A 20,264-nucleotide genomic window follows, 5' to 3' on the forward strand; every position below is an offset into this window, starting at 1 on the left:
GGGCGGGTCAGTGGGCCTGCCATTCGACCTTGGACAGGTCGACACCCTCTTTGAACATATCCCACAGCGGCGAGAGTTCGCGCAGCTTGGAAACGGCTTCCACCACCTTCTTGGCGGCGTAATCGACCTCTTCCTCAGTGGTGAAGCGGCCGAAAGTGAAACGGATGGAGCTGTGCGCCAGTTCATCGTTGCGGCCCAGGGCGCGCAAGACGTAGGACGGCTCCAGGGAGGCGGAGGTACAGGCCGAACCCGAGGAAACGGCGAGGTCCTTGAGCGCCATGATCAGCGACTCGCCCTCGACGTAGTTGAAGCTCAGGTTCAGGTTGTGCGGCACGCGCTGGGTCAGGCTGCCGTTCACATACAACTCTTCCAGGCCATCCACCAGGGCGAAGAAGCAATCACGCAGGGCGCGAATGCGCTCGTTCTCAGCGTGCATCTCTTCCTTGGCGATGCGGAAAGCCTCGCCCATGCCGACGATCTGGTGAGTCGCCAGGGTGCCGGAGCGCATACCGCGCTCATGGCCACCGCCGTGCATCTGCGCCTCCAGGCGAACGCGCGGCTTGCGGCGCACGTACAGCGCGCCAATGCCTTTCGGACCGTAGGTCTTGTGCGCGGAGAAGGACATCAGATCGACCTTGAGCTTCTCCAGGTCGATATCCACTTTGCCGGTGGACTGCGCGGCATCGACATGGAACAGCACGCCCCGGGAGCGGGTCAACTCGCCGATGGCAGCGATGTCGTTGATGGTGCCGATCTCGTTGTTCACGTGCATGATCGAAACCAGGATGGTGTCGTCGCGCAGCGCCGCCTCAACCATGGCCGGGGTTATCAGGCCATCTTCGGTCGGGTCCAGATAGGTGACTTCGAAGCCTTCGCGCTCCAGTTGGCGGGTGGTGTCCAGAACCGCCTTGTGCTCGATCTTCGAGGTGACGATGTGCTTGCCTTTGCTGGCATAGAAGTGCGCGACGCCCTTGATCGCCAGGTTGTCGGACTCGGTGGCGCCGGACGTCCAGACGATTTCGCGGGGATCGGCATTGACCAGATCGGCGACTTGGCGACGCGCGTTCTCCACGGCTTCCTCGGCCTTCCAGCCGAACACGTGGGAGCGCGAAGCCGGATTACCGAAGTTGCCGTCCACCAGCAGGCAGTCAGCCATCTTCTGAGCGACACGCGGGTCCACCGGGGTCGTGGCGGAGTAGTCGAGGTAGATCGGCAATTTCATCAGGTAACTCCTACAGGCGGGCAGCCGCTCACTCGATGGCGGATGCTTCAATCTTATCGAGGCTCGGCAGCTTGCCGTTGCTACTACAACGACGCTCGTCCTGGCGCTGAGCGACCTCCTGGACCTCACGGCGCTCGACCAGGTCGGCGAGACTGATGCCACTGAGGAATTCATGGATCTGCTGGCTGAGATCGCACCAAAGATGGTGGGTCAGGCAGGTATCGCCGGAGTGGCAATCGCCCTGCCCCTGGCAGCGGGTGGCATCGACGGACTCGTTGACCGCGTCGATCACCTGGGCAACGTGGATACCGCTCATGTCGCGGGAAAGCTGATAACCACCGCCAGGACCGCGCACACTGGTCACCAGGTTGCCACGGCGCAACTTGGCGAACAGCTGTTCAAGATAGGACAGGGAAATGCCTTGGCGTTCGGAAATATCCGCGAGAGAAACCGGACCACGCTGAGCATGCAACGCCAGATCAAGCATGGCGGTTACGGCATAGCGGCCTTTGGTGGTCAATCGCATGGAGCATTCCCGGTAGAATCACTGGACTGGCGAGAGGATGCCATTTCCGAGTATTTAAGTCAACTATAAGACCTATCGAATTACTCAGGAATAGCCAGCGAAGGGCGACATAATGTAGCAGGAAAGACAGGACCGCGCATCACTGCGCCGCCTTGCCCTCCTCGCCCTTCACGCCGGCGAAGTCCTCTTCACGCAGCTCCGGAAGCTTCTTGGCGCAATAGTCGCTGCCCAGTGCGGTCAGCGCCTGGCACATCCCTTCCAGGCGCCCATCGACTGCCTGCAAATGATCCAGCAACTGACCGATGGCACGCGCCACAGGGTCAGGCATATCCTGACTCACGCCATAGGCATCGAAACCCAGCTTCTCGGCCATCGCCTGGCGTTTGGCCTGCTGCTCTGCGTCATCCTTCATGATGATCCGACCAGGAATGCCGACCACGGTAGCCCCCGGTGGTACTTCCTTGGTCACTACGGCGTTGGAACCGACCTTGGCCCCGGCCCCGACAGTGAATGGACCGAGCACCTTGGCGCCGGCACCGACCACCACACCATCATCCAGCGTCGGGTGGCGCTTACCCTTGTTCCAACTGGTGCCGCCCAGCGTCACGCCCTGATAGAGCGTTACGTCATTGCCGATTTCGGCGGTCTCACCGATGACAATGCCCATGCCATGGTCAATGAAGAAGCGACGGCCAATCTTGGCGCCGGGATGGATCTCGATACCGGTCATCCAACGACCAAAGTTGGAGACCAGGCGTGCCAGCCACTTCCATCCGGACGTCCACAGAAGGTGGGCCAAGCGATGCAGCCAGACGGCATGCAGACCGGGATAGCAAGTGAGCACCTCGAAGGCATTGCGCGCTGCCGGGTCGCGATGGAATACGCTCTGGATATCTTCGCGCACACGCTCAAACATCATCGTCACTCCGCTTGTAGGCCGCACCCTGCGCGGCCTTCTGTGTTTCAGTGAGGATACCCCGAAGGATATTCATCTCCAGCTTGCTGACCCCGGCGCGACCGTAGAGACGGCGCAAGCGCGACATCAAGTGCCGCGGCTTGGCAGGATCGAGGAAACCGATCCCCACCAGGGTCGACTCCAGATGGGCATAGAAACGCTCAAGCTCGTCCGCCGTCACCGGCAAACTGTTGAGCATCGCCGTGGTTTCCAGCTTTTCCTGCTTGGTCGGCTGCCCCTCGGCCGCCAGCCAGGCCATGCGCACCTCATAGGCCAGCACCTGCACCGCCGTCGCCAGATTCAACGAGCTGAATTCCGGATTGGACGGGATATGTACATGGAACTGACATCGCTGCAATTCTTCATTGGTCAAACCCGCGTACTCGCGCCCGAAGACCAGAGCCACCTCGCCCCCCTGCTGCACATGCTGCAGGCTAGTCGTAGCGCACTCACGAGGATCCAGCAGGGGCCAGGGGATGCGCCTGTCGCGCGCGCTGGTGCCGAGCACCAGACTGCAGCCCACCAGTGCATCTTCCAAGGTCGGAACGACCTGGGCCGCATCGAGGATATCGGTCGCTCCCGAGGCACGCGCCACCGCCTCCCCACTAGGGAAGTCTTCCGGCTCTACCAACACCAGGCGCGACAGCCCCATGTTCTTCATCGCCCGGGCCGTACCACCGATATTGCCGGGATGACTGGTATTGACCAGCACCACACGAATTCTGTCGAGCAACGCCAGCGCACTCCACACAAAAGCCAAAATAGGAACGGAATCCTACCGCAGCGCTGGGTCTTGCGCCACGCGAGCGACAGGCCGCCCTATGAGTAACGTGGAATTCTGGTAGAATGGCCGGCTTTCTTTAACGACCCAGGTGACCTCTCCATGCAGCCCATGCTGAATATCGCCCTGCGCGCCGCTCGCAGCGCCGGTGAACTGATTTTCCGCTCCATCGAACGCCTGGACACCCTTTCGGTCAACGAAAAAGACGCCAAGGACTACGTTACCGAAGTCGATCGCGCCGCCGAACTGAGCATCGTCACCGCGCTGCGCAAGGCATATCCGAATCACGGCATCATGGGCGAGGAAGGCGGATACCTGGAGGGCAGCGGTGAAGGCGCCGACTACCTCTGGATCATCGATCCGCTCGATGGCACCACCAACTTCATCCACGGTGTCCCCCACTTCGCCGTCAGCATCGCCTGCAAATACAAGGGCCGCCTGGAGCACGCCGTGGTCCTCGACCCCGTCCGCCAGGAAGAGTTCACCGCCAGCCGCGGACGCGGTGCCGCGCTTAACGGCCGCCGCCTGCGGGTCAGCAACCGCAAGAGCCTGGAAGGTGCCCTGCTGGGTACTGGCTTCCCGTTCCGCGACAGCCAATTGGAAAACCTGGACGCCTACCTGGGCATGTTCCGCGCACTGGTCGGCCAGACCGCCGGCATTCGCCGCGCTGGCGCCGCCAGCCTGGACCTGGCTTATGTCGCAGCGGGTCGCTTCGACGCTTTCTGGGAGTTCGGCCTGTCCGAGTGGGACATGGCTGCCGGCGCACTGCTGGTGCAGGAAGCCGGCGGCCTGGTGAGCGACTTCACCGGCAGCCATGAATTCCTCGAAAAAGGCCACATCGTGGCGGGCAACACCAAGTGCTTCAAGGCGCTGCTGACCAGCATCCAGCCGCACCTGCCGCCATCGCTGAAACGCTGAGCGGAAGCCAGCCAATAAAAAACCCGGCCAAGCGCCGGGCTTTTTATTGAACTCGCGGGACAAACGAGGGCTCCTTTTTCGGAGCCCTCTCGAACACTCGGAAGCCCTTACTGCTGAGCCGGCACGCCCTGGCCGAGAATCAATCGACCATTCTTGTCGAGCGGTATCCGGCCGCCAGGATCGCGGTCCATCCGCACTTGGCCAGGTTTGCCGTCGATCTGATACCTGACGTCATAGCCAACGACTTTCTCGCTGGTGTCATTGACCGTACTGCAACGGGTTTCAGTGGTCGTGTAGGTGTCACGCTCCTGCATGCCTTCCTGCACCTTGTTGCCGGCATATCCGCCACCAACGGCACCCGCCACTGTGGCCAGGGTCTTGCCCTTGCCACCGCCGATCTGATTCCCCAACAGGCCACCGGCGATAGCCCCAATGGCGGTACCGGCGATCTGGTGCTGGTCCTTGACCGGGCGCTGGCGTGTCACGGCGACATCCTTGCACACCTGGCGCGGGGTCTTGATGGTTTCCTTGACGGGCTGCACAGCGACGACTTCGGCATAGGATGGCGAGTGGTCCATCAGACTGTACGTGGCCACTGCACCCCCGGCCGTAACGCCCACTGCGCCCAACACGGTACCGATGAGCAACGACTTGTTCACGTAAACCTCCTGGTCCTTATCCGTTCAGGCTTCGCCTGATTACAGAGATTGGATCGAACGAAGGCAGAGAAAGTTCCAATACTCCCCAGCGACACTCCCTACAGAATCGACTCAACAACCATTCAGTCGCCACAAACGAAAACTCCCGCCGAAGCGGGAGTTTTCGAGTGCCGCAGCACCTCAAGGGCGATCGTCGACTTCCTTGGTCGCCGGCGGGATCAGGTCCTCGCTGGAGAGTTTCAGCCAGATCAGCACCACGTTGGCGATGTAGATCGACGAGTAGGTACCCGCCAGCACACCGACGAACAGGGCGATGGAGAAGCCGAATAGGTTGTCACCACCGAAGAACAGCAGCGCGGCGATGGCCAACAGGGTCGAGATAGAAGTCGCCATGGTCCGCAGCAGGGTCTGGCTGGTGGAAATGTTGATGTTCTCTACCAGACTGGCCTTGCGCAGCACACGGAAGTTCTCACGCACCCGGTCGAAGATCACGATGGTGTCGTTCAACGAGTAGCCCACCACCGCCAACACCGCGGCGAGCACGGTGAGGTCGAAGGTGATCTGGAAGAACGACAGCACGCCCATGACGATAACGGTGTCGTGGATCAGCGACAGAATGGCGCCCAGGGCGAATTTCCACTGGAAGCGGAACCCCACGTACAGCAGGATGCCGCCCAGCGCCATGAGCATGCCCAGACCACCCTGGTCACGCAATTCCTCGCCCACCTGCGGACCGACGTACTCGACACGCTTCAGGCTCGCCGGGTTGCCGGTGTCCGCCGCTTGCAGCGCAGCGGCGACCTTCTTGCCCAACTCCGGGTCTTCGCTGGGCATACGCACCAGCACGTCCTTGGTATCACCGAAGCTCTGCACCACGGCCTCGGCGTAGCCCGCCTTGACCAATTCCTGGCGAACCTTGCCGAGCTCGGCCGGCTGCTGGTAGGTCAGCTCGATCAGCGTGCCGCCGGTGAAGTCCAGGCCGAAGTTGATGCCCTTGGTGAACCAACTGCCCAGGGCGATCAGGGTCAGGATCAGGGTGCCGGCGAACGCAACGTTGCGCACGCCCATGAAGTTGATAGTACCGATCTTGATATTCATCCCAGGCCCCCTTAGATCCACAGCTTCTTGAAGTCACGCCCGCCGAAGATCAGGTTGACCATTGCGCGGGTGACCAGGATGGCCGTGAACATCGAGGTGAGAATGCCGAGCGACATGGTCACGGCGAAGCCCTTCACCGGACCGGTGCCCATGGCATAGAGAATGCCGCCGACCAGCAACGACGTCAGGTTGGCGTCGAGGATCGCCGTGAAGGCACGACCGAAGCCCTCGTGGATGGCGCGTTGCACGGACATGCCGGCGGCCAGTTCCTCACGAATCCGCGAGAAGATCAGCACGTTGGCATCCACCGCCATACCCATGGTCAAGACGATACCGGCGATACCCGGCAAGGTCAGGGTCGCTCCCAGGATCGACATCAGCGCCACCAGCATCACCATGTTGAACGCCAGCGCCACGGTGGCGACCAGGCCGAAGAAGCGATAGATGACGATGATGAACAGGGAGACGAAGATCATGCCCCAGAGGGAAGCATCGATACCCTTGGCAATGTTGTCCGCACCCAGGCTCGGGCCGATGGTGCGCTCTTCGGCGAAGTACATGGGCGCAGCCAGACCGCCGGCACGCAGCAGCAGGGCCAGCTCCGAGGACTCACCCGGACCATTGAGGCCGGTGATACGGAACTGATTGCCCAGGGCAGACTGAATGGTCGCCAGGCTGATGATCTTTTTGTCTTCCTTGAACGCCTGGACCGCGACGTCCTGCTCGACACCGTCGACCACCTGCTTGGTGTAGCGGGTGATCGGCTTCTGCTCGATGAACACCACAGCCATGCTGCGGCCGACGTTGTTGCGGGTCGCGCGGTTCATCAGCTCGCCGCCGTGGCCATCCAGGCGAATGTTCACCTGCGGGCGGCCGTTCTCGTCGAAGCTGGCACTGGCGTCGGTCACCTGATCGCCGGTGATGATCACGCTGCGCTCCAGCGTTGCCGGCGGGCGACGCGGTTCGCGGAAATCGAAGGTCTCGGTGGCGGACTTGAGCGCGTCCGGCTCGGCGGCCAGGCGGAACTCGAGGTTAGCGGTCTTGCCGAGGATACGCTTGGCTTCCGCGGTGTCCTGCACGCCCGGCAATTCGACCACGATGCGGTTGGCGCCCTGGCGCTGCACCAGCGGCTCGGAGACGCCCAGCTCGTTAACGCGGTTACGAACGGTGGTCAGGTTCTGCTTGATCGAGTACTCGCGGATTTCCGCCAGCTTCGCAGTGCTCATCACCAGGCGCAGCACCTGCATGTCATTGCGCGTGCTCTCGGTGACGATGAAGTCGCGATAGTCCTTGGCCAGCAGCGCCTTGGCCCTGTCCAGGGAATCGCTGTCCGTGAAGCCCAACTGGATGCCGCTATCCTGCATCGGCAGACTGCGGTAACGCAGGTGCTCTTTGCGCAGGGCGCTCTTGATCTCGCTCTCGTAGACATTCAGACGCGCTTCGACGGCCTTGTCCATGTCCACTTCGAGGAGGAAGTGCACACCACCGGAGAGGTCCAGACCCAGCTTCATCGGGTGGGCAGCGATGCTGCGCAGCCAGTTCGGCGTGGTCTGCGCCAGGTTCAGCGCCACCACATAGTCGTCGCCCAGCGCGCGGCGCACGATGTCCTTGGCGGGCAGCTGATCTTCCTTCTTGACCAGGCGGACCAGGCCACTCTTGGCGCTGACGCTGCCGGCCTTGACGGCGATCCCGGCGTCGCTCAGGGCCTTGCTGGCCTTGTCGACGTCAGCCTGAGTGATCTGCAGCGCGCTGCTGGCGCCACTGATCTGCACGGCAGGATCGTCCGGGTAGAGGTTGGGTGCGGAATAGATGAAACCGACGGCCAGGACCGCCAGGATCAGCAGGTATTTCCACAAGGGATACTTATTGAGCATGACACCGCCCGTTTATGACGCGGGGCGCTTCATGCGCCCCGTCGATTGGTTTTCTGGATACCAGGAACTCAGATGGCCTTCAGCGTGCCCTTGGGCAGGGTCGCGGCAATGGCGCCCTTCTGGAACTTCAGCTCGACGTTGTCGGCCACTTCGATCACCACGAAGTCTTCGGCGACTTTCAGCACTTTGCCGGCAATACCGGCGGAAGTGACCACTTCGTCACCTTTCTGCAGACCGGCAAGGAGATTCTTGTGCTCCTTGGAACGCTTGGCCTGCGGACGCCAGATCATCAGGTAGAAGATGACCAGGAAGCCGACCAGGAACACCCACTCGAAACCAGTGCCGACAGGACCTGCACCAGCTGCCGGAGCGGCTGCGTCAGCAAAGGCGGCGGGAATTAGAAAGCTCATCGGATACTCCTGTCACGATTCTTTATTCTGGAAAGGGCTCAATCGCCCAGCGGCGGAGTCGGAAGTCCGCGCCGGGCATAGAAGGCGTCGACAAAGGCGGCCAATGTACCCTGTTGGATTGCCTCACGCAAACCAGCCATAAGCCGCTGATAATGCCGCAAGTTATGGATGGTATTGAGCATGCTGCCGAGCATTTCCCCACACTTGTCCAAGTGGTAGAGATAGGCGCGGGAGAAGTTCTTGCAGGTGTAGCAATCGCAGGTCGGATCCAGCGGTGATTCGTCGTGCTTGTGCACCGCGTTGCGGATCTTGATCACCCCGCTGTCGACGAACAGATGACCATTGCGCGCGTTGCGCGTGGGCATCACGCAGTCGAACATGTCGACGCCGCGGCGCACACCTTCCACCAGGTCCTCGGGTTTGCCCACCCCCATCAGGTAACGGGGTTTGTCCGCCGGCATGTGCGGCGGGAGGAAGTCCAGCACACGGATCATCTCTTCCTTGGGCTCGCCCACCGACAGTCCGCCGATGGCCAGACCGTCGAAGCCGATCTCCTGCAGGCCCTCCAGCGAGCGCAGGCGCAGCTCTTCGTGCATGCCGCCCTGAACGATGCCGAACAACGCCGAGGGGCTGTCGCCATGGGCGATCTTCGAGCGCTTGGCCCAGCGCAGCGACAGCTCCATGGAGCGCTTGGCCACATCGAACTCGGCGGGGTACGGCGTGCACTCATCGAAGATCATGACGATGTCCGAGCCCAATGCACGCTGCACCGCCATGGACTCTTCCGGCCCCATGAAGACCTTGGCGCCGTCCACCGGCGAAGCGAAGTACACGCCCTCCTCCTTAATCTTGCGCAGCGCGCCCAGGCTGAACACCTGGAAGCCGCCGGAGTCGGTGAGGATCGGCCCTTTCCACTGCATGAAGTCGTGCAGGTCGCCGTGCTTCTGGATCACTTCAGTGCCCGGGCGCAGCCAGAGGTGGAAGGTATTGCCGAGGATGATCTGCGCACCGATGCCCTCGATGTCGCGCGGCAACATGCCCTTCACCGTGCCATAGGTGCCCACCGGCATGAACGCCGGCGTCTCGACCACCCCACGGGGGAAGCTCAGGCGGCCACGACGGGCCTTGCCATCGGTGGCCAGCAGTTCGAACTTCATGAAACTCATGGATCAGTCCTCGGGCCCGCGCGGCGCGGGATTACGGGTAATGAACATGGCGTCGCCGTAACTGAAGAAGCGGTACTGCTGCTCCACCGCGGCCGCGTACGCAGCCATGGTTTCCGGGTAGCCAGCGAAAGCCGAGACCAGCATCAGCAGGGTCGACTCGGGCAGATGGAAGTTGGTCACCAGGGCATCGACCACATGGAACGGTCGCCCCGGGTAGAGGAAGATGTCCGTGTCGCCGCTGAACGGTTTGAGCTGGCCGTCACGGGCCGCGCTTTCCAGCGAACGCACACTGGTGGTGCCGACAGCGATGACCCTGCCGCCGCGGGCGCGGCAGGCCGCCACGGCATCGACCACCTGCTGGCTGACTTCCAGCCATTCGCGGTGCATGTGGTGGTCTTCGATGCGCTCCACGCGCACCGGCTGGAAGGTGCCGGCGCCGACATGCAGCGTGACGAAGGCCGTCTCCACGCCCTTCTCGCGGATCGCATCGAGCAATCCCTGATCGAAGTGCAGCCCCGCGGTAGGCGCGGCCACGGCACCGGCGCGCTCGGCATAGACCGTCTGGTAGCGCTCGCGGTCGGCGTCCTCGTCCGGGCGGTCGATGTACGGCGGCAGCGGCATGTGCCCGACGCGCTCCAGCAGCGGCAGCACGTCCTCGGCGAAGCCCAGTTCGAACAACGCATCATGGCGCTGCAGCATCTCGGCCTCGCCGCCGCCGTCGATGAGAATCGTCGAGCCGGGCTTGGGCGACTTACTGGAACGCACATGGGCCAGCACACGACGGTTATCCAGCACGCGCTCGACGAGGATCTCCAGCTTGCCGCCAGAGGCCTTCTGGCCAAACAGACGCGCCGGGATCACCCGCGTGTTGTTGAACACCATCAAATCGCCCGGTTCGAGGTACTCGAGCAGGTCGGTGAACTGGCGATGACTCAGGGTGCCACTCGGCCCGTCCAGCACCAGCAAGCGGCTGGCGCGACGTTCGGCGAGCGGATGGCGGGCGATCAGGGCCTCGGGCAGATCGAAATGAAAATCGGCGACGCGCATGGGGGACTATCTCGAAGGGCCGCATATCTTAATAGAAATGCCAATTGCTGACCAATCAGGTGGATTGACCGAGGCAAAGCGCCTCCCTATACTCCGCCGCCATTGCCTCGGTGGCGGAATGGTAGACGCGGCGGATTCAAAATCCGTTTCTGGCGACAGAGTGAGAGTTCGAGTCTCTCCCGGGGCACCACAGATACTTTTCAGGACTTCCCACCCAGTCCCGAAACCCACGAAAAACCGGCCCTTGAGCCGGTTTTTTGTTGCCTGAGATTTCCGCTGCTGCCATTGAGGCGTGAGCACGGCCCAGCACTTGTGCCACTGCACCGGCGCTTGCCCTAAGGGGACCAAGAACAGTCGAACGAAGAAGCTCAGGCTCTGATATCCCCGGAACCGCCCCAGGTTTCACGGTGGATACGCCGGCATTCTGCGGATTCAGTCTCGCGGCATGGCGACCCAACGCATATGCCAGCCATATTTGAGGGCCAGCATGCGCAGGACGAAACAAATCGACATCGCCACCCACGGCAACCAGTTGGTTGACCAGCCTGAGCCCTCTCCCAGCACTTCGATGCTGGCGCCGACCAATGCCGCGGAGGCATAGATTTCCTTCTGCAAGATCACCGGCACACGATTGAGCAGTACATCGCGCCCCACGCCGCCACCGACGGCAGTGATCATCCCAAGCAGAATCGCCACCTCGGTGTTGTGGCCGTACTGCAGCGCCTTGTGGGAGCCGGTAACGGCAAACAAGCCCAAGCCGACCGCATCAAAGAGCAACACCGGGTAGGCAAGTCGCTCGACGAACCGATAGGCACCGATGGTCGTCAGCGCCGCGACTATCGCCACCGCAAGATAGATCCAGTTACTCAGCCCGGCCGGCGGAATGGCGCCGATGCACAGATCACGTACGAGACCGCCTCCGCACGCGGTGACGAAGGCGATCACCACCACGCCGAATAAGTCGAGGCGGCGTTGCATGGCCGCCGTGGCCCCACTGATGGCAAAGGCGAAGACACCCAAGATATCCAGCGTGACGAACAGCGTGTGTACGCTCATGCCCCCTTCACCTACTCGCCCAGCCAAGGAGTCGCAGCGGCCAACATCGCCTGCAAACCGGTCTTCAGCGTGGGATGCAACGTCGGTGCGTATTGAGGGGAGTGATTACTCGGAATCGCGTTGAGCTGCTTCTTCTCCTTCGCCATTCGATAGGTCTGCGCGTCGGTGCCGCCGACGATCCAGAACACGTATGGCACGCCCCAGCGCCGGCCGAAGATACTGAAGTCCTCGCTAGCTGGGGCGGGTGGAGTTTCGAAGGCACGCTCGCCGAAGAACGCTGTGAAGGCAGCGGCCACACGGGCGGTCGCCGCTGCATCGTTCTCGGTTAGCGGATAGGCATTGAGAGCGGTGAATTCCGGCTCGCGCGGTGCGTTGGAAGCCATGCATTCCGCGCAACAGATCCGCTTCACCGCGGAGAGCACATGCTCGCGCACGCCCTCATCGTATGTACGGATGTTCAGCTTCAGCGTGGCATCGTCGGGAATGATGTTTTCCTTGGTGCCCGCTTGCAGCGCCCCGATCGTCACCACCGCGCTGTCCAGCGGGGCGATCTCGCGCGAAACGATGGTCTGCAGGCGAATGGCCGTCGAGGCGGCCATGATCACTGGGTCGACCGAGGTGTGCGGCATGGAACCATGAGCGCCACGGCCAAAGAGCTTGACCTTGAGGCTGTCGCCCGCCGAGAGAATGGTCCCGCTGCGATAGCCGACGGTCCCCGCTTCGCCGACCATCACGTGCTGTCCAAGAATGATGTCCGGCTTCGGAAAGCGCTCGGCCATGCGGTCGTCCATCATCCCCTGCGCTCCGCGACCGACCTCCTCGCCCGGCTGGAAAACTGCCAGGACAGTGCCACGCCAGGCAGCCCGATTCTCCGCCAGCAAGCGCGCGACGCCCATCAGCCACGTCACATGCAGGTCGTGGCCACACACATGCGAAACACCGACCTCGACGCCATCCTCGTCCTTCGCCTTGACCTGGCTCGCATAGGGCAGGCCGGTGGCTTCGGTAACCGGCAGCGCATCCATATCGGCACGCAGCATGACCACCGGCCCGGCGCCGTTTTGCAGAATTCCGACGACCCCGGTCGTACCGACGCCACGGCTGACATCGAAGCCATGGGCATCCAGATAGTCAGCAGCGATGCCGGCAGTCCGAAACTCCTGCATCGACAGCTCAGGGTGACGATGCAGATCTGTGTAAATCCCTTCCAGTTCAGGAAGAAGCGTATCGATCTGCGCATCCAGCAAAGCGGCAAGCGGTCTCATGCGTCATTCTCCACGGCAAGTGCGCCCGACACTCCGTCGATGACGGGATTGCCAACGGCGCCAACCCGATAAAGGCTAGTTTACTGGCTGCCGCCCAGTTGCCCGTTGCCAGCCGCAGCTGGACGAAGGGCGCATAAGGGCAACGCACCGCTCATCATTTGGCATCGAACCTCTGCTCAAGTTCGCTACGCCAGCCATGCCGCTGAAGCCGCGCGCTCGATCCGACGGCCTAGGTGGATTTGTGCAACAGCTCCCGGCGAATGTTGCCAATGGCCCCCATCGGATTGAGTCCCTTGGGGCAGACCCATGAGCAGTTACCGATGCTGCGGCAACGGAACAGGCTGAATGGGTCCTCCAGCCGCTCGAGGCGTTCCGCCGTGGCCTGGTCACGGCTGTCACTGATGAAGCGCCAGGCCTGCAGCAGTCCGGCCGGACCGACGTACTTCTGCGGGTTCCACCACCAGGACGGACATTGCGAGGAACAGCAGGCGCAGAGGATGCACTCATACAGGCCGTCCAGCCTGGCGCGCTCCTCGGGGGACTGGAGGCGCTCAATGGCTGGCGCCGGTTCATGGTTGATCAGCCAGGGCTTGATGCTCTGGTATTGCCGAAAGAACAGACGCTGGTCGACCACAAGGTCGCGGATGACCGGCATTCCGGGCAGGGGCCTGATGATCAGCGTGCTGGCCGTGCCCAGCGCCTCCGCTACCGGCGTGATGCAGGACAGCCTGTTCTTGCCGTTGATATTCATGCCATCCGAGCCGCAAACACCTTCGCGGCAGGAGCGCCGGTAGACCAGCGTCGGATCTGCCTCGTGCAGGAACTCCAGCGCATCCAGCACCATTCGCGCACGGAACGCCTCGGGCAACGACAACGACTGCATCCAGGGCTGCCGATCCTGCTCCGGGTGATAGCGATAGACCTGGACCTCGATCATGGCTCGTTGCTCCTCCAGCCATCAGGGCGAGAGTGAATAGCGCCGCTACCCGGCAAGCGCGCATCCGCCACAGACCGGAAGAGGAAACCGTGCCCGCCGCTTTGCCGATCACGCGTGCCGGGGTTGGCTCGTCCCTGCCGCTCACTACAGGACGTGGGCGGCCAAGCGCGCGGCAGTGACAATGTTGCCGCTCGGAAGCCAGCGCCGAAGCTGAAGGAAATCGGCGCTGCGCAGACCGCCGATCAGTCGATCCAGCGGATCTCTGGCGTCGCGTGCGCGACGGGAGCCGGCGCGGACTTCGGGTGGCCCACGATGATGGGCGCGACAGGCATCCACTCGGCAGGCAGGCCCAGGGCATTCTTCCCTGCCGCTGTATTGAGAAAACCCTGGGCGAAACCGATCCAACAACTGCCGAGTCCGTCGGCATGGGCGGCGAGCATCAGATTCTCGGCAGCCAATGCGCAGTCTTCGTGGATCCACTGATCTTGAGCCTTCCCCGATATCAAGATGAGTACCGGCGCGTGATAGAAAATCTGAAAGCTCGCATCATTGAGCATCGAGTGGAAGCGCGCGGAGTGGGTGCTTGCCGGCATGCTCGCAAGCATGTGGGCCTTCGCGTCGCGCGAAATCCGCTCCAGCAGTCCCTGATTGCGTATCACCGTAAAAGTCCAGGGTTGTTGGTTCATCGCGCTGGGCGCCTGTACGGCGGCGTTGATCAAGCGCCGGATGACTAGCTCATCGACGCCTTCTGCGGTGTACTCGCGCGTCGAGCGGCGGCCTGCGATCGCATCATTGATGTTCATGTCGGGATGCCTCCAAAGGTTCCAGCGCCCAGGGTTGCCCGCCTACGAGGACCTGCGTTGATTCAGTTCACCTCGGGGCGGGAACAGCCAAATCGTCAGCGCTGGGGCGCATCGTTCGCTTGGGGGCATTTCCGCGGGCTGGCTCACGAATAATGCCCCCGACGGGTGATCGGCAAGCGCGTCATCCGAGCACTCGCCTCAGTCTCGGTGCCAGTCGACACTCAGATAGAACTCGCTATCGCTGTATCGGTAGCTGCTTTCGCCGTCATAGGCGGCCTCCAGGGCATGGCCGATGCGATTGGCCAGATGCATGCCGGTGGTGGTGACCACCAACTCATCAGCGTCCTTGGCGATCTCGATCAAGCGCTCCAAGGCATGATCCCGTTTCTCGCGCGCCTCGGTGTTGTGCACCAGATTGGTCAGCTCCTCGGCGTGTGCCTGCAGGAAGGCGCCGGATATCCTCACCTGACCAGCCGGTTTTCGATCGGCGATGCGTTGGCAAGCCGGGCAAACGAATGCCTCGACAGGCGCTTGGGAGGTATCCGTGTGCCATGTCCACTGGCCTCCATGGTATCTGGCACTGCAGTTTGGGCACTGCGCTGATCCAGAGGGGCGGTGCGCCTCTGTGTACGGATCGGTCTTATCCGGTTTGAACAGCTTGTCCTTGTGGCTTTGCTGGTACTTATCCATCGTTACTCCCCTTCTGTTGAAAGGTAGTTGCCGGGAGTTCGCCACGAATTGCCGAGACTACGCAGCAAGTTTTCCTCCAACTCCCGACAGCGGCTTGATGGTGATCAAGGCGATCCCATCAAGCGTAGAGGCTGTTATGCGCCAGCGCACGGATCTGCCTTGGCCAACACCGTGGATCGAACGCGGCTAGCCGCCGATCGGGCTAGCCGCGGAGTAAGGCCGCCAATGCGTGAAGGGCCAGCGAGCGGCGAATGCGCTGCAGGCCAGGCCAACGGACTCGTCGCCCCTCCCCTGGGTAACCGGCGCGCTCAAACGTCCTCGGGCGCGGCGCTGCGCAACTGGTTACGGCCAGCTTCCTTGGCCTGGTAGAGAGCCCGGTCGGCGGCGTCGATCAGTGCCAGCTCGCCGCCTGGCGCGCCATAGCCGGACACGCTGGCGCTGCCGAGGCTGGCAGTGACGATGCCGAAGGGACTGGCGTTATGCGCCAGGCCGCACTGATTCAGGCTTTCGAGGAACAGACCGGCCACGGCCCGCGCACCGCTGGCGTCGGTGTTGGGCAGGATCAGCGCCAGCTCCTCGCCACCATAGCGCACGGCCAGATCGCCTGGCCGCTTCGCGCAGTCCCTGAGCAACCGGCTGACGGCCTTCAGGCATTCGTCGCCGGCAACGTGGCCGTAAGTGTCGTTGTAACGCTTGAAGTAATCGATATCGATCAGCAGCAGCGACAGCGGCGTACCCTCGCGACTGGCACGGCGGAATTCGCTGCTCAGGCGTTCATCGAAGCAGCGCCGGTTGGCCAGGCCGGTCAAGGGGTCCTGGGAGGCGAGCACCTCCAGGCGCTCATTGGCCTTGAGCAGGTCTTCACGGGCGGCCAGCAGTTGTTGCTTGGTGCGGATACGCCCCTGGATATCGAGGATCAGCCGTTGCCCGATCACCCCGATGGTCACCAGCAAGGCCAGCACCACCCCGGCGAAGAGTTCGGCGCCGCTCCGCCAGGTGCTCAGCGCCTCATCCAGGCCGAGGGCGACCGTGATCACCAGCGGAAACTGATCGTTGCGGCGGAACGCATAGAGGCGCTCCACCCCATCCAGGCGCGAGACCATGCTGGCGCTGCCTTCGTTGGCCTGCTTCAGGTATTGGGTGAAGATCGGCGAATCGGACAGGTCACGGCCGATATCCTGTTCGCGCAGCGGGTAGCGCACCAGCATCTGGCCATTGGTATTGGTCAGGCTCATGGCACCGAAACGACCGACATCCAGGCGACCGAACAGGCTGAGGAAATTGTCGATGTCCAGGGTCACGACGGCGACCCCGGCAAAATTGCCGTTGTCGTCATTGATGCGCCGGCTGACGGTGATCACCCACTGGCCATTGGAACGGCTGCGAATCGGCGGCCCGATGAATATCGCGCGCGAGGGGTTGTCGCGGTGATGGATGAAGAAGGCCCGGTCGGCGCTGTTCGCGTGCGGCGGAATGGGGCCATTGGAGGACAGCAGCCAGTCGCCCTTGGCATCGAAGAGCAGGATGCTGTTGAGCTGCGACAACAGGTGTTGCTGGCGGTCGGTCAGTTCCCGCAGGCGCTTGAGCTGATCCGGCCCATGCCCTTCGGTCTCGACGCGCTCGACAAGGCCCAGAAGCAGCAACTCGCACTGCTTGATGACGCCTTCGCTGTATGTGTCCAGCGCCTGGACCAGGTTGCGGTTGTCGGTATTGATGTCTTGCAGCGTGCGTTGCCGCGCCGACCAGATTTGCCAGGCGGTCAGCAGTGCCAAAGAAATACAGATCACCACCAATAACAGGGCGGCCGGTCGGATATCGCGCTTCACAGGGTCACCAGAGTGGAAAGTCCATTTCCAGAATTCAAAGGCATCGCGGCGCTGGCACATCAGGGGCTGGGACGACCTGAGCACGGCGCCTCGTTGGCGGAGCTTCTAACGTGTATCGGCAATATGTCGAGAAACCGTGGGACATGCTCAGAGGCAGGCAGGTGACAGTCGACGTCCCATCCATTGAAAACGTCGGCGCGCCCCCAGGGGCCTCGAATGGCAGGCCGGAAACGCCCCGCCTAGCCTTGGCACATGAAACCTGACTCAGCGCAGCCCCGCAATGCCCCTGGGCTCGACGTCAGCCGTGCGGCTGGGAGGACGGATATCGCAACGCTGGCATGCACGGATGTGCCGCGGAGAAGGCGCAGCCCCCGCGCTTCACGCGCCCTAGCGCGCTTCCGGTTGATATCGGCCGGCGGCGCGTTGCACCCAGCCTTCGGCGAGGAGTTGGCGCAGGGCCTCTTCGATGAGCTGGCGTTCGGCGACGAGCGGGCGCTGACGGGAGAAGCCGATGTAAAGGTCGGTTCGGCTCTCGGGCTGGAAGCGGGTGCGGACGACACGCTCGGCCAAGCGCGGATCGCGTCGTTCGTAGTCCACCTGGCAGTCGGTGCCGATCACCAGTTGCAGCCGCCCCAGGGACAGCATCTGCAGCAGTTGCGCCTCGTTGCTCACGCCGAATTTCTTCAGCCGCGTATCCGAGTCGAAGGGCTCGAAGTAGGCCGACTCCAGTACGTAGCCGATGGTGCGGCCACGCAGGTCGTCGTAGTGGGCGATGCTCGGCGCCACTTCCTGGGAGCCGTACAGGCGCGGCGCGCAGGCGTAGTAGGGCTGGGGCAGGTAGTCGATGTAGTGCGCGCGCGCGGGGGTGCGCGCCAGGCCGGTCATCATATCGGCCGCCCCACTCTGCAAGGCCGCCAGGCCCCGCGCCCAAGGCGCGCGCTGCACCTCGAAACGCAAGCCGGTACGCCGCTCCAACTCGGCCAGCAGGTCCATGTCCAGGCCGCCGATGCGCCCATCCTGCCCTTCGATGCGGAACGGCGGCCAGTAATCGGTCATTACCCGTAAAGGCGGACGCTCTTCGGCCTCGCCGCGGAGCGCGAGCGCCAACCAGAGCAGGCCGACACCGAGTCGCCGCCACTGCCAGGCACGGGCAGACACAGCGAATCTGGCGAATGGGTGGCGATGCATACCGGCTCCTGGACAATGAACGCGCTTGCGAAGTCAGCAATTCCCTTGCCATACAGCCTGGCCGCGCATGCTGCCGCGAGTCGCCCCGCCGTCCCTGGGCCACGACCACGGCCGCCCAGCGTCGCGGAGGGCTGCTCAGCCGAAGGATAGCCGCCGCTGGATCGGTTACGGAATGCCCAGGAGCGCCATCGCAGAGACAGCGGAACCCTGGCTGCGAACGCCAGCGTCGCGCTGCCCGTGGACAGATACCCGGCCTCTTCGAGCATCGGGATGGCCTATCCGCGGGCGCCAAGCAGCATGGCATCGAGCGCGTGCTGGCCGAGCCCCCGCCCGCTACCGCCCCGGGTGCACGCAAACGCAAAAACAGGTACGTCAAACGCCAATCCAGCCAGGCCGCTTTTCCTTACCGTTCTGTCGCTCCTCACTACAACACAACAAGGGTAACGGTCATGGCTGGCGCACTTTCGAGCAATCAATCATCCCCCGAGCCTTCACAAGGCCCGATTCCGGACGCGCAGCGGCTCAGCCGCGGCTCCCTGACCATGGCCTGGTGGGGGATCTGCAGCGCGATGTTCTATCTGGTCGTCGCCGCCGCCCTGGCCATGGGCTTCGGCACCCTGAACGCGCTCATCGGGCTCGTGCTGTCGGTGCTCAGCTATGGTGCGATCAACGCCGTCATCGCCCGTCACGCCATCGCCAGCGGCCTCTCGGTCGCCCAGTTCTCCCAGGTGCTGTTCGGCCGCACGGGCGCGGCGCTGGCGACGCTGATCTTCAGCGCCACGGCCATCTACTACGGCGTCTTCGAAGGTTCGGTGATGGCAGTGGCGCTCCACCACTATCTGCCGGGATTCGGACTGCACGCCGCGTTCCTCGTGGTGGTGGTCTACAGCGTCTCGCTGATCTTCGGCAACGCCATGCGCTGGCTCGACAAGCTCAACGGCTGGCTGTTGCCCTTCTACCTGGTCGGGCTGGTGGCCGCGGTGGCCATGGCCATCGACAAATACGGCTACTCCTCCGCCTGGCTGAGCCTCGCCCCCAAGGACGGGCCGGTGGCGAACGGCTGGTGGAACTGCTTCACCTACTTCATGGGCGTCTGGGTACTGATGATGTACACCTGGGACTACGCCCGCTTCGGCAAGCAGGAAGACAGCCGCTACCACGCGCGGATCAACTTCGGCATGCCCTTCTACAGCGTGGCCTTCCTGCTCAACGGCCTGGTCGGCATCTTCCTCGCCGCGACCATTCCCAGCGAAGGCGGCCTGAGCGAGGTCTCGGTGGTCCTGGCGATCATCCAACTGATGGGGCTCGGCGGCTTGCTCTTCGTCTGGATCAGCCAGACGCGCATCAACACCGGCAACTTCTTCCTGGCCGCCACGAACCTGCAGGCCTTCTGCACCTACCTGGGCCTGGCCAAGGTGCCCTACACGGCCTGGGCGCTGCTGACCGGCGCCCTGGTCTACCTGCTGATGCTGTTCGACGTGTTCAGTTACATCCTCCAGGCGCTGGCCTACCAGAGCCTGTTCATCGTCGGCTGGGTCGCCATCACCCTGGCCCACCTGCTCGGCACCCGCAGCGCACGCTACCGGATCGACGCCCTGCCGGCCTTCCGTGCCCGGGGCCTGCTGGCCTGGCTGGCGTCGGCGGCGGTGGGCATCGCCCTGCACCTGTCCGCTGACGCGACCCTGGCCAGCGCCTCGGCGCCGGTCGCCTTCGCCGTGGCCTTCCTCGCTTACCTCGCGCTGCCCCTGCTGCGCCGCGCCCAGCCGCAAGGCGACCTCGGCTGATCCCCGGCCGCCCCCGCCGGGGCGGCCCCTCCTCCCACAATCACAAGAAGAACCCCGGA

The 20,264-nt window shown here is 63.1% G+C and carries 19 protein-coding genes and 1 tRNA gene; 3 read left to right on the plus strand and 17 right to left on the minus strand.

What is annotated here, in order from left to right; translation table 11 throughout:
• Nucleotides 1-7 precede the first annotated feature (7 nt).
• From BLQ74_RS05080 to trmJ, 4 genes are all read right to left on the minus strand, one after another.
• Nucleotides 8-1,222 carry an IscS subfamily cysteine desulfurase gene (locus BLQ74_RS05080; protein ID WP_090261455.1) on the minus strand — a complete coding sequence of 405 codons (1,215 nt, stop codon included), beginning with the start codon at nt 1,220-1,222 and terminating at the stop codon, nt 8-10.
• Between the two features lie 28 nt (nt 1,223-1,250).
• Entirely contained in the window at nt 1,251-1,748 is a 498-nt protein-coding gene (gene iscR, locus BLQ74_RS05085) for a Fe-S cluster assembly transcriptional regulator IscR (RefSeq protein ID WP_090261456.1), read from the minus strand.
• 139 nt (nt 1,749-1,887) lie between these two features.
• Nucleotides 1,888-2,664, minus strand: coding sequence for a serine O-acetyltransferase (cysE, locus tag BLQ74_RS05090; protein ID WP_090261457.1), 777 nt, complete (start codon nt 2,662-2,664; stop codon nt 1,888-1,890).
• Nucleotides 2,657-3,436, minus strand: coding sequence for a tRNA (cytosine(32)/uridine(32)-2'-O)-methyltransferase TrmJ (trmJ, locus tag BLQ74_RS05095; RefSeq protein ID WP_090261980.1), 780 nt, complete (start codon nt 3,434-3,436; stop codon nt 2,657-2,659). The genes cysE and trmJ overlap by 8 nt, the downstream gene beginning before the upstream one ends.
• A gap of 150 nt (nt 3,437-3,586) precedes the next feature.
• On the opposite strand from trmJ, the gene suhB reads away from it, so the two are divergent.
• Complete coding sequence (gene suhB, locus BLQ74_RS05100) at nt 3,587-4,402, plus strand: type III secretion system regulator SuhB (protein WP_090261458.1); 816 nt, start codon at nt 3,587-3,589, stop codon at nt 4,400-4,402.
• A 107-nt stretch (nt 4,403-4,509) separates the two neighbouring features.
• Here suhB and BLQ74_RS05105 read toward each other — a convergent pair whose 3' ends face one another.
• The 6 genes from BLQ74_RS05105 to queA form a co-directional block, all read right to left on the minus strand.
• The gene (locus BLQ74_RS05105; protein ID WP_090261459.1) at nt 4,510-5,061 is read right to left on the minus strand and encodes a glycine zipper 2TM domain-containing protein; all 552 of its coding nucleotides are present in this window, start codon (nt 5,059-5,061) and stop codon (nt 4,510-4,512) included.
• A 180-nt stretch (nt 5,062-5,241) separates the two neighbouring features.
• A complete protein-coding gene (secF, locus tag BLQ74_RS05110) occupies nt 5,242-6,159 on the minus strand; it encodes a protein translocase subunit SecF (RefSeq protein ID WP_090261460.1) in 918 nt (305 codons plus the stop codon).
• Nucleotides 6,160-6,170: 11 nt separating this feature from the next.
• On the minus strand, nt 6,171-8,033 hold the full coding sequence (secD, locus tag BLQ74_RS05115; RefSeq protein ID WP_090261461.1) for a protein translocase subunit SecD: 1,863 nt from the start codon (nt 8,031-8,033) through the stop codon (nt 6,171-6,173).
• A 68-nt stretch (nt 8,034-8,101) separates the two neighbouring features.
• Entirely contained in the window at nt 8,102-8,443 is a 342-nt protein-coding gene (yajC, locus tag BLQ74_RS05120) for a preprotein translocase subunit YajC (RefSeq protein ID WP_090261462.1), read from the minus strand.
• Nucleotides 8,444-8,481: 38 nt separating this feature from the next.
• Complete coding sequence (gene tgt, locus BLQ74_RS05125; protein ID WP_090261981.1) at nt 8,482-9,600, minus strand: tRNA guanosine(34) transglycosylase Tgt; 1,119 nt, start codon at nt 9,598-9,600, stop codon at nt 8,482-8,484.
• Nucleotides 9,601-9,612: 12 nt separating this feature from the next.
• Complete coding sequence (gene queA, locus BLQ74_RS05130) at nt 9,613-10,656, minus strand: tRNA preQ1(34) S-adenosylmethionine ribosyltransferase-isomerase QueA (RefSeq protein WP_090261463.1); 1,044 nt, start codon at nt 10,654-10,656, stop codon at nt 9,613-9,615.
• A 104-nt stretch (nt 10,657-10,760) separates the two neighbouring features.
• Between queA and BLQ74_RS05135 the strand changes: the two genes are divergently transcribed.
• Nucleotides 10,761-10,846 (plus strand) — tRNA-Leu (locus tag BLQ74_RS05135).
• Between the two features lie 242 nt (nt 10,847-11,088).
• Here BLQ74_RS05135 and BLQ74_RS05140 read toward each other — a convergent pair.
• From BLQ74_RS05140 to BLQ74_RS05170, 7 genes are all read right to left on the minus strand, one after another.
• Entirely contained in the window at nt 11,089-11,712 is a 624-nt protein-coding gene (locus tag BLQ74_RS05140; protein ID WP_090261464.1) for a trimeric intracellular cation channel family protein, read from the minus strand.
• Between the two features lie 11 nt (nt 11,713-11,723).
• A complete protein-coding gene (locus BLQ74_RS05145) occupies nt 11,724-12,977 on the minus strand; it encodes an amidohydrolase (protein ID WP_090261465.1) in 1,254 nt (417 codons plus the stop codon).
• A 229-nt stretch (nt 12,978-13,206) separates the two neighbouring features.
• The gene (locus BLQ74_RS05150) at nt 13,207-13,914 is read right to left on the minus strand and encodes a succinate dehydrogenase iron-sulfur subunit (protein WP_090261466.1); all 708 of its coding nucleotides are present in this window, start codon (nt 13,912-13,914) and stop codon (nt 13,207-13,209) included.
• Between the two features lie 242 nt (nt 13,915-14,156).
• On the minus strand, nt 14,157-14,717 hold the full coding sequence (locus BLQ74_RS05155) for a nitroreductase family protein (RefSeq protein WP_090261467.1): 561 nt from the start codon (nt 14,715-14,717) through the stop codon (nt 14,157-14,159).
• Nucleotides 14,718-14,915: 198 nt separating this feature from the next.
• A complete protein-coding gene (locus BLQ74_RS05160) occupies nt 14,916-15,407 on the minus strand; it encodes a BCAM0308 family protein (RefSeq protein WP_090261468.1) in 492 nt (163 codons plus the stop codon).
• Nucleotides 15,408-15,715: 308 nt separating this feature from the next.
• On the minus strand, nt 15,716-17,233 hold the full coding sequence (locus BLQ74_RS05165; RefSeq protein ID WP_090261469.1) for a sensor domain-containing diguanylate cyclase: 1,518 nt from the start codon (nt 17,231-17,233) through the stop codon (nt 15,716-15,718).
• A 387-nt stretch (nt 17,234-17,620) separates the two neighbouring features.
• A complete protein-coding gene (locus BLQ74_RS05170; RefSeq protein WP_090261470.1) occupies nt 17,621-18,421 on the minus strand; it encodes a substrate-binding periplasmic protein in 801 nt (266 codons plus the stop codon).
• A 569-nt stretch (nt 18,422-18,990) separates the two neighbouring features.
• Between BLQ74_RS05170 and BLQ74_RS05175 the strand changes: the two genes are divergently transcribed.
• A complete protein-coding gene (locus BLQ74_RS05175; RefSeq protein ID WP_244507150.1) occupies nt 18,991-20,205 on the plus strand; it encodes a purine-cytosine permease family protein in 1,215 nt (404 codons plus the stop codon).
• Nucleotides 20,206-20,264: the final 59 nt, after the last annotated feature.

The sequence above is a fragment of the Pseudomonas panipatensis genome, assembly GCF_900099785.1.
GTDB lineage: Bacteria > Pseudomonadota > Gammaproteobacteria > Pseudomonadales > Pseudomonadaceae > Pseudomonas > Pseudomonas panipatensis.

Bases quoted from the DNA above. Each gene is read 5' to 3' on its own strand.
- BLQ74_RS05080 (WP_090261455.1), bottom strand. From the start codon at position 1,222: ATGAAATTGCCGATCTACCTCGACTACTCCGCCACGACCCCGGTGGAC.
- iscR (WP_090261456.1), bottom strand. From the start codon at position 1,748: ATGCGATTGACCACCAAAGGCCGCTATGCCGTAACCGCCATGCTTGAT.
- cysE (WP_090261457.1), bottom strand. From the start codon at position 2,664: ATGTTTGAGCGTGTGCGCGAAGATATCCAGAGCGTATTCCATCGCGAC.
- suhB (WP_090261458.1), top strand. From the start codon at position 3,587: ATGCAGCCCATGCTGAATATCGCCCTGCGCGCCGCTCGCAGCGCCGGT.
- secF (WP_090261460.1), bottom strand. From the start codon at position 6,159: ATGAATATCAAGATCGGTACTATCAACTTCATGGGCGTGCGCAACGTT.
- secD (WP_090261461.1), bottom strand. From the start codon at position 8,033: ATGCTCAATAAGTATCCCTTGTGGAAATACCTGCTGATCCTGGCGGTC.
- yajC (WP_090261462.1), bottom strand. From the start codon at position 8,443: ATGAGCTTTCTAATTCCCGCCGCCTTTGCTGACGCAGCCGCTCCGGCA.
- tgt (WP_090261981.1), bottom strand. From the start codon at position 9,600: ATGAAGTTCGAACTGCTGGCCACCGATGGCAAGGCCCGTCGTGGCCGC.
- queA (WP_090261463.1), bottom strand. From the start codon at position 10,656: ATGCGCGTCGCCGATTTTCATTTCGATCTGCCCGAGGCCCTGATCGCC.
- BLQ74_RS05140 (WP_090261464.1), bottom strand. From the start codon at position 11,712: ATGAGCGTACACACGCTGTTCGTCACGCTGGATATCTTGGGTGTCTTC.
- BLQ74_RS05145 (WP_090261465.1), bottom strand. From the start codon at position 12,977: ATGAGACCGCTTGCCGCTTTGCTGGATGCGCAGATCGATACGCTTCTT.
- BLQ74_RS05150 (WP_090261466.1), bottom strand. From the start codon at position 13,914: ATGATCGAGGTCCAGGTCTATCGCTATCACCCGGAGCAGGATCGGCAG.
- BLQ74_RS05155 (WP_090261467.1), bottom strand. From the start codon at position 14,717: ATGAACATCAATGATGCGATCGCAGGCCGCCGCTCGACGCGCGAGTAC.
- BLQ74_RS05160 (WP_090261468.1), bottom strand. From the start codon at position 15,407: ATGGATAAGTACCAGCAAAGCCACAAGGACAAGCTGTTCAAACCGGAT.
- BLQ74_RS05170 (WP_090261470.1), bottom strand. From the start codon at position 18,421: ATGCATCGCCACCCATTCGCCAGATTCGCTGTGTCTGCCCGTGCCTGG.
- BLQ74_RS05175 (WP_244507150.1), top strand. From the start codon at position 18,991: ATGTTCTATCTGGTCGTCGCCGCCGCCCTGGCCATGGGCTTCGGCACC.